General features: G+C 27.5%; 15 protein-coding genes and 1 tRNA gene. 8 read left to right on the forward strand and 8 right to left on the reverse strand.

The annotated features are described in order from the left end of the window. Both ACTTA0_RS02300 and ACTTA0_RS02305 read right to left on the reverse strand, forming a co-directional pair. On the reverse strand, positions 1-579 hold the full coding sequence (locus tag ACTTA0_RS02300) for a thioredoxin domain-containing protein (protein ID WP_440675877.1): 579 nt from the start codon (positions 577-579) through the stop codon (positions 1-3). Beyond that, the gene (locus ACTTA0_RS02305) at positions 576-1064 is read right to left on the reverse strand and encodes a DUF721 domain-containing protein (protein ID WP_440675878.1); all 489 of its coding nucleotides are present in this window, start codon (positions 1062-1064) and stop codon (positions 576-578) included. Before ACTTA0_RS02305 ends, ACTTA0_RS02300 begins: the two co-directional genes overlap by 4 nt. Between ACTTA0_RS02305 and ACTTA0_RS02310 the strand changes: the two genes are divergently transcribed. Together ACTTA0_RS02310 and ACTTA0_RS02315 are read left to right on the forward strand one after the other, a co-directional pair. After that, positions 1065-2051, forward strand: a complete 987-nt coding sequence (locus ACTTA0_RS02310) for an A/G-specific adenine glycosylase (RefSeq protein WP_440675879.1) — start codon at positions 1065-1067, stop codon at positions 2049-2051. Further along, on the forward strand, positions 2048-3193 hold the full coding sequence (locus ACTTA0_RS02315; RefSeq protein WP_440675881.1) for an FAD-dependent monooxygenase: 1146 nt from the start codon (positions 2048-2050) through the stop codon (positions 3191-3193). The genes ACTTA0_RS02310 and ACTTA0_RS02315 overlap by 4 nt, the downstream gene beginning before the upstream one ends. Here the strand turns inward: ACTTA0_RS02315 and ACTTA0_RS02320 are convergent. The 3 genes from ACTTA0_RS02320 to ACTTA0_RS02330 all read right to left on the reverse strand — a co-directional run bounded on the left by ACTTA0_RS02320 (position 3190) and on the right by ACTTA0_RS02330 (position 5641). Then, on the reverse strand, positions 3190-4260 hold the full coding sequence (locus tag ACTTA0_RS02320; protein WP_440675882.1) for a site-specific DNA-methyltransferase: 1071 nt from the start codon (positions 4258-4260) through the stop codon (positions 3190-3192). The two genes, ACTTA0_RS02315 and ACTTA0_RS02320, sit on opposite strands and share 4 nt — an antisense overlap. A 104-nt stretch (positions 4261-4364) precedes the next feature. Next, the gene (locus ACTTA0_RS02325) at positions 4365-4925 is read right to left on the reverse strand and encodes a ribonuclease HII (protein WP_440675884.1); all 561 of its coding nucleotides are present in this window, start codon (positions 4923-4925) and stop codon (positions 4365-4367) included. Beyond that, the gene (locus ACTTA0_RS02330) at positions 4925-5641 is read right to left on the reverse strand and encodes a uracil-DNA glycosylase (protein ID WP_440675885.1); all 717 of its coding nucleotides are present in this window, start codon (positions 5639-5641) and stop codon (positions 4925-4927) included. Before ACTTA0_RS02330 ends, ACTTA0_RS02325 begins: the two co-directional genes overlap by 1 nt. 14 nt (positions 5642-5655) lie before the next feature. On the opposite strand from ACTTA0_RS02330, the gene ACTTA0_RS02335 reads away from it, so the two are divergent. The 4 genes from ACTTA0_RS02335 to ACTTA0_RS02350 all read left to right on the forward strand — a co-directional run bounded on the left by ACTTA0_RS02335 (position 5656) and on the right by ACTTA0_RS02350 (position 9571). Then, positions 5656-7344 (forward strand): tetratricopeptide repeat protein, encoded by a 1689-nt coding sequence (locus tag ACTTA0_RS02335; protein WP_440675886.1) that lies wholly within the window; start codon positions 5656-5658, stop codon positions 7342-7344. After that, entirely contained in the window at positions 7341-8183 is an 843-nt protein-coding gene (locus ACTTA0_RS02340; protein ID WP_440675887.1) for a 4-(cytidine 5'-diphospho)-2-C-methyl-D-erythritol kinase, read from the forward strand. Before ACTTA0_RS02335 ends, ACTTA0_RS02340 begins: the two co-directional genes overlap by 4 nt. 34 nt (positions 8184-8217) lie before the next feature. After that, a tRNA-Gln gene (locus ACTTA0_RS02345) sits at positions 8218-8291 on the forward strand. 5 nt (positions 8292-8296) lie between these two features. After that, positions 8297-9571 carry a CCA tRNA nucleotidyltransferase gene (locus tag ACTTA0_RS02350; RefSeq protein WP_440675889.1) on the forward strand — a complete coding sequence of 425 codons (1275 nt, stop codon included), beginning with the start codon at positions 8297-8299 and terminating at the stop codon, positions 9569-9571. On the opposite strand, the gene greA is transcribed toward ACTTA0_RS02350, so the two are convergent. Genes greA through ACTTA0_RS02365 form a run of 3 tightly spaced genes read right to left on the reverse strand, consistent with a single transcriptional unit; the run spans position 9568 to position 11335 of the window. Further along, positions 9568-10044, reverse strand: a complete 477-nt coding sequence (gene greA / locus ACTTA0_RS02355; RefSeq protein WP_440675890.1) for a transcription elongation factor GreA — start codon at positions 10042-10044, stop codon at positions 9568-9570. The genes ACTTA0_RS02350 and greA overlap by 4 nt on opposite strands. Positions 10045-10047: 3 nt before the next feature. Beyond that, a complete protein-coding gene (gene hemF, locus ACTTA0_RS02360; protein WP_440675892.1) occupies positions 10048-10875 on the reverse strand; it encodes an oxygen-dependent coproporphyrinogen oxidase in 828 nt (275 codons plus the stop codon). A 1-nt stretch (position 10876) separates the two neighbouring features. Beyond that, entirely contained in the window at positions 10877-11335 is a 459-nt protein-coding gene (locus ACTTA0_RS02365; RefSeq protein ID WP_440650960.1) for a tRNA (cytidine(34)-2'-O)-methyltransferase, read from the reverse strand. Between the two features lie 91 nt (positions 11336-11426). On the opposite strand from ACTTA0_RS02365, the gene petA reads away from it, so the two are divergent. Then, the gene (petA, locus tag ACTTA0_RS02370) at positions 11427-11939 is read left to right on the forward strand and encodes a ubiquinol-cytochrome c reductase iron-sulfur subunit (RefSeq protein ID WP_075506393.1); all 513 of its coding nucleotides are present in this window, start codon (positions 11427-11429) and stop codon (positions 11937-11939) included. A 10-nt stretch (positions 11940-11949) separates the two neighbouring features. Continuing rightward, the gene (locus ACTTA0_RS02375) at positions 11950-13212 is read left to right on the forward strand and encodes a cytochrome b (protein WP_440613798.1); all 1263 of its coding nucleotides are present in this window, start codon (positions 11950-11952) and stop codon (positions 13210-13212) included. The last annotated feature ends 6 nt before the right edge of the window (positions 13213-13218 follow it).

Below are 13218 nucleotides of genomic sequence, written 5' to 3' on the forward strand. Positions count from 1 at the left end.
TTATATCATTTTTTCTAGTGCTTTTTTCAAATTTTTATAATTAAGTTTTTTTTCGAATTTTTCGTTGTTTATTATTATCGTAGGGGTTGCGTTTACTTTGAAATTTTTTGCACCCTCTATTCGGTCATTTAACACAAAATCCTCAATATTTTTGTTATTCACACAAGATTCAAAATCGATAGAGAAACCTTCATTTTTTAAAAATATTTGAAGATTTTTATTTGCCTCTTCAATAGAGCTTCCCTTTACCCATTTTTGTTGGTTAGCATATAAACTTTCCAAAATATCAGCATTACCATCATTTTTACATTGAGCAACTTTTGAAGCGTTGAAGGCGGCAATATCTAAAGGAAAGTGTCTGAACTCTATTTTTGCAAGCCCTGTGTCCAGATATTCTTTTTTAAGTTCTGGATAAACGTTTTTATGAAAATTTGCACAATGGCTACAAGTTAGCGACTCAAACGCAATTATAGTTATTTTTGCGTCTTCATTTCCAACAATAATTCTTTTTACTTCTTCTGCATTTAAATTTGAAAAGCTTCCCAAAACAATTATGGCAAGTAATATAATTTTTTTCATTTTTCTTTATAAACTTTTGTTAATTCTGTTAATGATTTTTTAATTTTTTCGTTTTTAACATCTTTGATTTTATCTCGATATTTACTAATTGCCACATTATTAGAATTAATTTCATTCAAACTGCTAGTTTTTTGTTCGTCATCAAAGCTAATAAATTTAAGCTTTTCAACAACATCGTAGCCGAAAAAATTATTCATTTTATCTAATATATTTTTTTTTGAATATTCTACATCTACCTCATGGCCTCTTTTAACCATTACAACTAAAGTACTGACACCAAATCGATTTGAGTTTTTGAATGTTTTTGGGAAACAGACTTTAAACAATTCATTTCCAACTAAATATTTCCAATTACTCAGTGTTTCTGAATATATATGACCTTTTTTATTAATAATTTTTTTTAGATTTTTTGGCAAAGTGTCTTTGAAAGATTTTAACCCTTGAATGCTATTATTTCTCTGCTTAGTATTATTTTTAAATTGCATATGAAAGATCTAATAATAACAAATAAAATTCTCAATTGGTACGATATAAATAAGAGGTCTTTACCTTGGAGAAATAAGGTTTCACAAGAAAAGAAACAATACTTTACATTGGTTAGCGAGTTCATGTTGCAACAAACTCAGGTTGCTACTGTGATACCTTATTTTAATAGATTTATTAAAAATATCCCTAATATTGAAAAGTTATCAAAATATAATGATAGAAAATTAACCAAACTTTGGGAAGGTCTTGGATATTATTCAAGAGTAAGAAATTTAAAAAAAACTGCTCAAATAATTGTTAAAAAATTCAATAAAAAAATACCTAGAGATTTTTATGAATTAAAATCATTACCAGGTATTGGCGATTATACAGCGAGTGCAATTTCAGCAATCGCATTTAACAAACCAATAATTCCTTTGGATGGAAACATTGAAAGAGTATTAAAAAGATACTTATATTTAAAGAAACAAAGTCAAATTAAAAAAGAATTCTTACAAGATCAAAAAAAAATTTTTGGCACATCAACAAAAAGATCAAGCGATTATGCGCAAGCTTTGATGGAACTCGGTGCATTAATTTGTAAACCTACAAACCCTTCATGCAATAAATGTCCATTATCTTATAATTGCAAAGCATTCAAAAATAAAAATTTTGATTTAGTGAAATTTAAGAAAATTAACAAGGAAACATATTATAAATTAAATGTTTATAAAAAAAATAATCAATATTTATTAATCAAAAATAATGAATTTAATTTTTTGAAAAATTTAAATATTTTTCCAATGGATCAATTAAATAATCCTAAAAATTTTGATAAAGATTTAAATTTTAAAATATCTAATATGAATATGAATATTAAAATTGAATATAAAAAGAAGCATAACTTTGACAAAAATATTAATTGGATAAATCCTGCAAAGCTTGAAAATTATGTACTTCCAACATTTACCAAAAAGATAATAAAATTCTTAGAAAGTCAAAAATGAAAAAAATAGCAATTATTGGCGCAGGTATTTCGGGTCTGTTTATAGCTAACTTATTTAAAGGAAATAAAGATTATCAGGTCACAATTTATGAAAAAAAAACTTCATTAGAAATAGAAGAAGGTTATGGTATTCAATTATCTGTTAATAGCGTAAAGTTATTAAACAAATTAGGCTTCTCTTCCTTGTCGGACAAAGAGAAATTTAATCCAAAAAAAATTGATTTTTATGAAATTAAAAATTCAAAGAAAATTTGCGATTTAGATATTTCAGAATTTAATTCTGATGATTGTAAGTACACAACATTAAAAAGATCAAAATTACTTCAGTTTCTAATAAATGGACTGGATAAAAATACAATCCAGTTTAACTGCAGTTTAGACAAGATAGAATCCAGTAATGATTCAATAAATTTAACTTTTGATAAAGAAAAAATAACTTGTGATCATTTAATTATTTCAGATGGTGTATTTTCAAAAGCAAAGTCATTAATTTCAAATAATAATTCAGAACCAATTTACAATAACACTATCGCAGTTAGAGCCAGTGTATCCAAAGAAAGTCTTGATAATATAAACGAGGAGAATGTTTCTTTATTTTTAGGATCAGATTTTCATTATGTATTATATCCACTTAATAATGATAAAAATTTTAATTTCATTGGGATATCGAAGAATAAGTTAAATTCTGATCAGCAAAAAAACCATAATCTTTGTAATGAAAGTACATTTATTGAGAACATTAAACAAAAATTATCCAAGAAAATTTCATCAAAAGTATTTCAGAGTCTTGAAGATATTAAATTGTTTCCAGTTTTTGTAAGTAAAAATCCATTTATTCCTCCCAAAAATATTTATTTAGTTGGAGATGCTTTTTTTGCATTCTCTCCTTCTTTTGCTCAGGGAGCCTCACAATCAATAGAAGGAGCCAATCAATTACATGAAGTTATAATTAACCAAAAAAATGATTTTTATAATTCTAGATTAGAGAGAGTGAAAATGATTAATAGAAGATCTGATTTTAATCAATTTGCTTTTCATTTATCAAATCCGATTATGATCTTTTTTAGAAATATTTTTTTAAAGCTTTTGGCTAAGAATAAAAAATTTTTGCAAAGTTATTTAGGTAAAATTTATAAAAATTAATTTTTAGAAATTAATCTTTGTCTCAAGTAATCGATTGGGTAGGTTCGGCCATTAATATCACAATGCCAAAATGTCCAGCCATTGCAGCTTTCAGCTCCTAAAATAGTAGCTGCAACTTTATGTATAGAACCTTCCGCTTGGTTGTGCTTGATACTTCCATCAGCCATTATTCTTGCTGTTATTTTTTTCTTATTATCAAAAATATTTGTTCCAGGCTTAATTATTCCAAGCTCTACCAACGATCCAAATGGAATTCTTGGTTTTGATCTATTATTTTTAAGTGTATCTAACAAATCATCTTCAATTGGTTTGGTAGCCTTTAAACGTTCCTCAGCAGCTTTAAAATAATTCTTTTCTTTTTCTATACCAAAATAATTTCTCCCTAGTTTTTTTGCAACTGCAGCAGAAGTTCCAGAACCTAAAAAAGGATCAAGAATTAAATCATTTTTATTTGATGTAGCTAGTAAAATTCTGTGTAAAAGTGATTCTGGTTTTTGAGTAGAGTGAATTTTTTTTCCATTTTTTTTAAGTCTTTCAGAACCACTGCAAATAGGAAGATTCCAATTAGATCTCATCTGAAGATCATCATTTAAACATTTTAAAGATTGATAATTAAATGTGTATTTTGATTTTTCACTCTTCGAAGCCCAAATTAAAGTCTCATGAGCATTTGTAAATCTTGTGCCTCTAAAGTTAGGCATTGGATTATTTTTATTCCAGATGACATCATTTAGTATCCAGAAACCTAGATTTTGTATTGCAGTTCCTACTCTAAAAATATTATGGTAACTACCTATAACCCAAATAGCTCCATCCTTTTTCAAAATCCTTTTGCATTCATTAAGCCATTCATACGTGAATTCATCGTATTTTTTAAAATTTTCAAATTGATCCCACTTATCGTTTACAGCGTTGACTTTAGATCTATCTGGTCTAGTCAATTCACCTTTCAATTGTAAATTATATGGAGGGTCAGCAAAAATTAAATCAAAGGTTTCACTTGGAATTTTTTTTAATTCTTCGAGACTGTCTCCGTTAATTATTTTATTTTTAAAATCAGATTTCATTTGTAAAAATTAATTAGACTCCAAATGGATTCTTCGGTCAACCTGTGATTGAAAAAATTGGATTCGATTTGTGTATCGAATTTTAATGACAACTAGATGTAGTATTAAGTTAATCTAGATATAGGAGAGAAAGTTTTTCTATGATGTTTGGTTATGCCTAGTTTTTTTAATGCTTGTAAGTGTTGTTTGGTGCCATAACCAAAATTTTTATCCCAATGATAACCTTTATTTTTTTTTGATAGTGTAGCAACAAATCTATCTCTTGATACCTTTGCTATTATAGAGGCTGCTGAAATTGAAGGAATTTTTCTATCACCCTTTATGATCGATTTTAATTTATAATTTTTTAGATTTGGAATTTTGTTTCCATCTATCAATACAAGAGTTGGTTTTTTTGTTAATTTTAATATAGCTCTTTTCATAGCAAGTAAACTTGCATTTAGTATATTGAGTTTTTCAATCTCGTTAACAGAAGCTTTGCCTAATGACCAAATTGAATTTTTTTTAATATAATTAAAAAGGTATTCTCTCTTTTTTTTACTCAACACTTTCGAGTCTTTTAAAATTCTTGGATCCACAGATTTTTTTAGAATGACAGCAGCAGCATAAACAGGACCTATTAAACTACCTCTGCCGACCTCATCAACACCAGCTACTAATTTCATTAAATTGTTAATTTTAACTCTTTAACTTTTTCTCTTATTTTTTTTAAATCTTCCCAAGAATATTTTTTGTTATCTGGATATCTAATTAAATAAGAAGGGTTAAAAGTTATCATTAAAGGATAAGTATTATTATTTAAAATTATTTCTTTCCATTTACCTCTCTCTGAAGATATTTTTTCATTAATCCCAGTAACAGCTTCCATAGCTGTGCTACCCATTAAAATTATAATTTTGGGATCAATAATAGATATATGTTCTTTTAAAAAGTTTGAGTAACGTTTAATTTCTTGTGAAGTTGGTTTTCTATCCTCTGGTGGTCTAAAATTTATTGCATAACTTGTATAAATATTTTCTCTTTTAATATCTATTGCTATTAACATTTTGTCTAAAAGCTCTCCACTTTCTCCTTTAAAAGGGTTTCCAACTTTGTCTTCAATTTCGCTTGGTGCTTCTCCGATTAACATTATAGGACTATCAATATTTCCTTCTCCAAGAACAATATTTTTGGAATAATTTCTTAGTTTACAATTTTCAATTGAATTTAATTGTTTCTTTAGATTTTCTAATAAATCTTGTTTATTTCTTTGATTGATATCACTTTCTTTTTCGACCTCAGAAAACCTATTAATAGGTTTTTTATCAAATACAAAATTGGCTTCTATTGTATTTATTAATTCTTCGTTTAATTTGTCGTTTTGATTTATCAATTTTTTCACCTTACAAGGATTAAATGATATCTAAAATATTTAAAATCATATTATTATTAGTGTTATTCTATCAGACGCCCGTTTATTCTAAAAGTACAAGTTTTAATGATTTCAACTCAAGAGATTTATCTAATTATTTTTCAGGTATTATAGCCTATGAAAATAGAGATAATTCAGAAGCTCTAAAATATTTCAATTTAAGTAAAGTTTTACTAAACAGCCATGACAATTATTTAAAAAGATACGTTAATTCTCTTGTATTGGAAAACAAAGTAGCGCAAGCAATAAATGTTATAAAAAATAACTCAAAAAAAAGTAACTCTGATTTTTTTGATGCTTATGTTTTATTAATAATTGATAGTTTGAAAAAAAATGATTTTGATAAAGCTGATATTTACTTAGATCAAAGTTTAAGATTTCAGGAAGAAAATAGAATTAATTTAGTAATTTTTGAGACTTTAAAGCAGTACATTTACACTTTTAAAAATAAAAAACTTTTACCTAATAAGAAAAATTTTGGAAACTTATCATTAATAGCTGAGGCATTTCAAAGATGTCATTATAATGATCAAAGAACCAGCTCTTTCTTTTTAAATTTAATTAATAATCAACAAGGTGATTATTCAAGATATATATTTTTTTATATAAATTATCTAATTCAGAATAAGGAGTTTGCTCAGGCAAAGTCAGTAATTGATCAAATTGATTATATTGGCTCAACACTTTTGTTAACTCAAACCAAAAGCTGGATAGATAATAATAAGTTTAAAAGTTTTGAAAAAATTTTCTCATGTAAAAACCACAACGATATAATTAGTGAATTTTTATTTTTGATATCAAATCTTTATTCGTCACAAGATAATTTTGAAAAATCAAATTTTTATTTAAATTTATCAATATACTTAAATCCTAAATTTGAATTTAATTTATCACTCGTTGCAGAAAATTTCTTTGCAGATGGTGAATACAACAAGGTAAAAAAAATAGTAAGAAAATTTAAAGCGACTGATGAGTTTTATTATTGGTTTAGAGTTAAAAAAGAAGCGCAAATAATAGTGAAAGAACAAAATTATGAAAAGGGCACAAGCTATATCGAGTCTAAATTTAAAAATATTGAAAAACCTAATCCAAAGATGATTTTTGATTTAGCGAATTTTTACAAAAACTCTAAAAATTATGAACTTGCAATTGATAATTATTCAAGATTAATCTCCTCACTAGAGGATACATCTGTAATTAAATCAGATATTTTATATCGAAGAGGTGGGAGTTACGAAAGATTAGGTAATTATGAGAAGTCAGATGAAGATTTACTTCATGCATTAAGAATAAGACCTAATGATGCATATGTCCTAAATTATCTTGCTTATTCTTGGTTAGAACGTGATTACAAAATAGATGAAGCGATGGAAATGTTAAAAATAGCATATGATTTAAAAAGTAATGATCCCTATATTATTGACTCAATTGGTTGGGCATATTTCTTGATAGAGGAATATAAAGAAGCAGAAAAATATTTAAAAAGAGCTGTAGAATTAATGCCTGATGACCCAATAGTAAATGATCATTACGGAGATATATTGTGGAAGCTAGATCAAAAAATTCAGGCGAGATATTTTTGGAATAGTGTGTTGAGCTTTGATGATACTGAAGATGATATGAGAGAAAATATAAACAAAAAATTGATTACTGGCTTTAAATCTATTCAATGAAATTAAATTTAAAGTCTCATGCTAAAATCAATTTAGCTCTCAATGTAACAGGAAAAAATAAATCATTACATAAAATTGAAAGCATCATTAGTTTTATTGATTTGTATGATGTTATTTCAATAAAAAAAAAAGGAGGTGAAAAACATAATATTTCTTTTCAAGGGAAATTTGCGAAAGGTATTGGAAAAAAAAATACTGTTCAAAAACTCTTTCAAATACTAGATCAAGAAAAATTATTGCTAAATCAAAAATTTAGAGTTTCTATAACAAAGAATATTCCTCAAAAAGCAGGACTTGGTGGTGGTTCTATTAATGCTGCGAGTATTTTAAATTTTTTAAATAAAAAAAAGGTAATTAAAATTAGTGAAAAGAAAATTTCGGAGGTTTGCTCTGAAATAGGGTCTGATGTTATTTTAGGTATAGACCCATCTAGCTCAGTTTTACTTTCAAACAATAAAATCAAAAAATTTTTTAATTGTCCAACTCTAAATATGCTTTTAATAAAGCCCAATTTTGGTTGTGCGACAAAAAAAATTTATTCTAACTTTAAAAATTTTAAAAAACCAAAATTTAATAATCCAAAAAAAAATATGTTTGGTTATAAATTTTTAAAAAATCAAAGTAATACTTTAGAAGATGTTGCAATTTCAAAATACCCACAAATAAAAAAGATTAAGTTATTTTTAGAAAAGACTAATAATCCTGAGTTTGTAAGAATGACTGGGTCTGGATCTACAGTTATTGCATACTATAAATCAGTCAAAGACTGTAATTCAGCAAAAGTTCAATTTAAGAGGAAATTTAAAAATTGTTGGTTGTATGTATCAAAAACTATATAAATTTATTTTTTTTGTGTTATAGGAACTATAATATTGGGGCGTAGCCAAGCGGTAAGGCACGGGTTTTTGGTACCTGCATCCTAGGTTCGAATCCTAGCGCCCCAGCCATATATATGGATAAATTTTTAGATAAAATTTTTTTTAGGTCCAAAAATCTTAATTACATAAGTAAAAATATAAAAAACATATCCGAGAACACTCATGCAAAAAAAATTTTTGAAGCAATTAACAATTATTCTGAAAATAGTGAATTAAGATTTGTTGGAGGATGTATTAGAAAAATTATAAATCGAGAAGAAGTAGATGACATTGATTTAGCAACTAACATTACACCAGATGAAGTTTGTGATGCACTAAATAAACATCAAATTAAATTTTTTGAGTCGGGTAAAGAACACGGCACGATAACTGCAGTAATAAATGAAAAAAACTATGAAATTACTTCACTTAGAAAAGACGTTGCTACAGACGGAAGACATGCAAAAGTTGAATTTACTTCTGATTGGAAAGAAGATTCAAAAAGAAGAGATTTTACAATTAATGCTATTTACTCTGATAGTTTAGGAAATTTATTTGATCCACAAAATGGTAAGCTAGATTTAAATAAAGGTGTTTTAAAATTTATTGGAGATCCAGAAAAAAGAATTCAAGAGGATTATTTAAGAATATTAAGATATTTCCGTTTTCATATTAATTACTCAAATGAAAATCATAAAACAGGGATAATTAAAATATTTAAAAAAAATATCAAAGGTATTTCGAACTTATCTGCTGAAAGATTATTAGATGAATTTAAAAAGACAGTTAAATCAAAAAATTTTCTCAAATTATTTGAAGATCAACAAAGTTTAGAAATATTAGAAATAGTATTTCCACAATTTAAAAATATTAATCATTTTAAGAAGCTAAATTCATTCAGTTCTAAAGCTATCAGTAGCTTTGACTTTATTTTTATAATTGCATTACTGATTATTGATGAAACAGACAATACTGATTATTTTATTTACAAATTTAAAATCTCAAAAAAAGATCAAAAGAGGCTCAAATTAATTCATTATTTTTTCAAAGAAAATGTGAATATTAAAAGTTTTACAGAAAAAAACTTTAATAAAATATTTTACTATAATGGCAGACAAACCGTGATTGATATAATTAATTTTAAATTGTTCTTTTCAAGTAAGGTAGAAAATAAATTATTAAAATTACTTAAAATTTATGAAAATAAAACATTGCCTGAATTAAAAATTGGAGCAAATATTTTAATGTCTAAGTATAAAATTCCTGAGGGTAAAATTTTAGGTAATAAATTAAAACTTATTGAAGAAACCTGGGTTCAAAATGGATTTCAAATTTCAGATAAACAAGTTGAAAAAATTGTAAAAAGTTAAATATATTTAACGTCTTTAATTTCAAAATTCTTTGTGCCTGAGGGGGTGTTTATTTCCACAAGATCACTTTTATTTTTACCTATTAATCCTTTTCCAATTGGTGACTGAAAGAAAATTAATTTTTGTTTTAAGTCAGCTTCATCTTTTCCAACAATTTTATAATTTATTTTTTCTCCACTATCTAAGTCTTCTAAATATACAGTTGATCCAAAAATTACTTTGCCCTCATTATTTAATTTAGTTACATCAATTACATTAGCTCTAGCTATTATGTCGTTTATTTCAGTAATCCTACCTTCATTGTGAGATTGTTCTTCCTTTGCAGCATGATATTCGGCATTTTCTTTTAGATCTCCATGCGATCTTGCTTCAGCAATTGCGGCAACTATCTCAGGTCTTTTCTTTTCTTTTAAAAAAATAAGTTCTTCCTCTAATTTTTTTAAACCATTTAAAGTTATAGGTTCTTTTTCCATTTCTTATTTCCACTTAGCTAAGGGAGGTAATGACATTAAAATTCCTTCAACATTACCACCAGTTTGTAATCCAAATTTAGTTCCTCTGTCATACAGTAAATTAAATTCTGCGTATCGACCTCTTTTAATATACTGCTTCTCTTTTTCTTTTAAAGACCATTTTTTCTTAATTTTTTTTCTAATAATTTCATTAAAGATCATTTGAAAAGTAATACCAACATCTCTTACAAATTTAAAATCTTTTTCGAAATTATCATCTTTATAATCAAAAAAAATTCCCCCAATTCCTCTAGCTTCTTTTCTGTGGGGTAAATAAAAATATTCATCGCACCATTTTTTATATTTTTTATAATAATTTTTATTATGTTGATCACACATTAACTTTAAAGTTTTATGAAATTTATTTTTTTCATTATCATCTTTGATGGCTGGGGTTACATCCATTCCCCCTCCAAACCAATTTTTTTGAGTGCTGATATATCTTGTATTAAAATGCATAGCTGGAATGTGTGGATTTTGCATATGCATAACTATTGAAATTCCTGAAGCCCAAAATCTAGGATCTTTCTCAGCTCCTGGTATATTTTTTTGAAATTTTTTAGGAAATTTTCCATATACCTTTGAGAAATTTACTCCTACTTTTTCAAAAATTTTTCCATTTTTTAAAATTCTATATTCACCACCTCCTTCATCTTTTTTAGAGTTTCTTTTCCAAGAAGTTGATACAAATTTTATTTTGTTGTTTTCTAATTCAAGTATGTCATTACAAATTGCATTTTGTAATAATTTGAACCAATTGCTAGCTAGGTCTTTTTTAATTGAATTGTCCATATTACATTAAATTATTTTGCCTTAAACTTTCAGCTAAAACTATTGCAACTGAGGATGCTATATTTAGAGATCTCGCATTTTCATTCATTGGAATTTTTAGACGATCACCAATCAGCTTATGAACCTTCTCTGGAACACCAGCACTCTCTCTTCCAAATAATATTGTATCATCAGCTTTAAAATTAAATTTAGTATAATTTATAGAACCCTTTGTTGTCATTAAAACAATTCTTTGATTCTTTTTTTCTTCAAAAAAATGTTCTGCACTTTGGTAGAATTTAATTTTACCATAGTCCATGTAGTCCATGACAACTCTTTTAAACCTTTTGTCAGATAATAAAAATCCACAAGGCTCAATAATTTCTAATTCCGCCCCTAAACAGGCACACGTTCGTATAATTGCAGCTGTATTCTGCGGAATATCTGGCTCGTATAGTGAAATTTTAGGTCTAGGTTTCATCCGTAATGTGTCATTCTTTCAGTAGAAAAATTACTGTTATCTTATAAGAAATCGTATATTAAATTAATTTTTTAACAAAAAACTATTTAAAATGTCAGATAAAAAGCCAAAAAAAAGAAGAGATTTTTTATTTACAGCGACCACAGCTGTAGGTGCAGTTGGAGCTGCAGCAGTAGTGTGGCCCATGGTAGATCAAATGAACCCAGATGCTTCAGTTAAAGCATTAGCAAGTACCGAGGTAGATGTAAGTTCAGTCAAACCTGGAAACACAATTACAGTTCTATGGAGAGGAAAACCAGTTTTTATTAGAAGAAGAACACAAGAAGAGATCGATGAAGCAAGATCTGTTAAAATGGAAGAATTAATTCATCCAGAAAAAGATGAGGATAGAGCAAAAAATCCTGAATGGTTAGTCATGCTTGGAGTTTGTACTCATTTAGGATGCGTGCCTTTGAATGACAAAGGTGATTATAATGGATGGTTTTGTCCTTGTCACGGTTCTCACTATGATACGTCTGGAAGAATTAGAAAAGGACCAGCTCCTTGGAATATGGAAGTTCCAAAATATGAATTCGTAAACGCAAACACAATTAAAATAGGATAGTACAGCTGTTATGAGTGATCACGATTATCAACCTAAATCAAAAGTTGGTCAATGGTTTAATGATAGATTACCGTTACTAACTCTTGCAAACCATTTAACGGATTATCCTACTCCAAAAAATTTAAATTACTGGTGGACATTTGGAGGAATTTTAACTTTTTGCTTAATCACACAAATTATAACAGGGTTAACTTTGGCAATGCATTACATTGCTCATGCTGACATGGCATTCGAAAGTGTTGAGCATATAATGAGAGATGTTAACTACGGATGGTTAATTAGATACATACATGCAAATGGTGCATCGATGTTTTTTCTTGCTGTGTATATTCATATCTTTAGATCGTTATTTTATGGTTCTTACAAAGCACCAAGAGAAATAATTTGGATTATAGGTATAGTAATTTACTTGTTAATGATGGCAGCTGCATTCATGGGCTACGTCTTACCTTGGGGACAAATGAGTTTCTGGGGAGCAACTGTTATTACAAATTTATTTAGTGCAATCCCGTTAGTAGGTGAGGGAATTGTAACATGGTTATGGGGTGGATACTCAGTTGATAATCCAACTTTAACAAGATTTTTTACTCTACATTATTTAATCCCATTCTTAATAGCAGGACTTGTAATTTTACATATATGGGCTCTGCATGTACCTGGAAATAATAATCCAGTTGGTATTGATATCAAAAAACCATCTAAGGATACTGTCCCATTCCATCCATACATTGTTATTAAAGATGGTTTTGCATTATTAATGTTTATGATTGTTTTTGCATTTTTTGTTTTTTATACGCCTAATATTTTGGGTCACGCAGATAATTACATAGAGGCAAATCCTATGGTAACTCCAGCTCATATAGTTCCAGAATGGTATTTGTTACCTTTTTACGCAATACTAAGATCGGTACCGGATAAACTACTTGGAGTAATTGCAATGCTATCTGCTATTTTAATACTTGCAGCTTTACCTTGGCTAGATACTTCAAAAATTAGATCAGCAGTATTTAGACCTTTGTATAAACAGTTTTACTGGATTTTAGTAGCAGACGTTTTAATTCTTGGTTACATGGGAGCAATGCCTGCAGAAGGTCTTTATTTATTAATTGCAAGAGTAGCCACTGCCTATTATTTCTTACATTTCTTGGTTATTCTCCCTGTGCTTGGATTTAAAGAGAGAACATTACCTGTTCCACTAAGTATAACAGAGCCTATTTTAGGTGGATCACCAAACTTAGCAGCCGCAAAACACAGAGAAAGCAAAATAAAATAAAGTGAA

Origin of the sequence: Candidatus Pelagibacter sp. HIMB1593 (assembly GCF_052047755.1) — a bacterium.
Taxonomy (GTDB): domain Bacteria; phylum Pseudomonadota; class Alphaproteobacteria; order Pelagibacterales; family Pelagibacteraceae; genus Pelagibacter.

What these genes read in the sequence shown, in the direction of transcription:
- ACTTA0_RS02300 (WP_440675877.1), bottom strand. Translation starts at nt 579, where the DNA reads ATGAAAAAAATTATATTACTTGCCATAATTGTTTTGGGAAGCTTTTCA.
- ACTTA0_RS02305 (WP_440675878.1), bottom strand. Translation starts at nt 1,064, where the DNA reads ATGCAATTTAAAAATAATACTAAGCAGAGAAATAATAGCATTCAAGGG.
- ACTTA0_RS02310 (WP_440675879.1), top strand. Translation starts at nt 1,065, where the DNA reads ATGAAAGATCTAATAATAACAAATAAAATTCTCAATTGGTACGATATA.
- ACTTA0_RS02315 (WP_440675881.1), top strand. Translation starts at nt 2,048, where the DNA reads ATGAAAAAAATAGCAATTATTGGCGCAGGTATTTCGGGTCTGTTTATA.
- ACTTA0_RS02320 (WP_440675882.1), bottom strand. Translation starts at nt 4,260, where the DNA reads ATGAAATCTGATTTTAAAAATAAAATAATTAACGGAGACAGTCTCGAA.
- ACTTA0_RS02325 (WP_440675884.1), bottom strand. Translation starts at nt 4,925, where the DNA reads ATGAAATTAGTAGCTGGTGTTGATGAGGTCGGCAGAGGTAGTTTAATA.
- ACTTA0_RS02335 (WP_440675886.1), top strand. Translation starts at nt 5,656, where the DNA reads ATGATATCTAAAATATTTAAAATCATATTATTATTAGTGTTATTCTAT.
- ACTTA0_RS02340 (WP_440675887.1), top strand. Translation starts at nt 7,341, where the DNA reads ATGAAATTAAATTTAAAGTCTCATGCTAAAATCAATTTAGCTCTCAAT.
- ACTTA0_RS02350 (WP_440675889.1), top strand. Translation starts at nt 8,297, where the DNA reads ATGGATAAATTTTTAGATAAAATTTTTTTTAGGTCCAAAAATCTTAAT.
- greA (WP_440675890.1), bottom strand. Translation starts at nt 10,044, where the DNA reads ATGGAAAAAGAACCTATAACTTTAAATGGTTTAAAAAAATTAGAGGAA.
- hemF (WP_440675892.1), bottom strand. Translation starts at nt 10,875, where the DNA reads ATGGACAATTCAATTAAAAAAGACCTAGCTAGCAATTGGTTCAAATTA.
- ACTTA0_RS02365 (WP_440650960.1), bottom strand. Translation starts at nt 11,335, where the DNA reads ATGAAACCTAGACCTAAAATTTCACTATACGAGCCAGATATTCCGCAG.
- petA (WP_075506393.1), top strand. Translation starts at nt 11,427, where the DNA reads ATGTCAGATAAAAAGCCAAAAAAAAGAAGAGATTTTTTATTTACAGCG.
- ACTTA0_RS02375 (WP_440613798.1), top strand. Translation starts at nt 11,950, where the DNA reads ATGAGTGATCACGATTATCAACCTAAATCAAAAGTTGGTCAATGGTTT.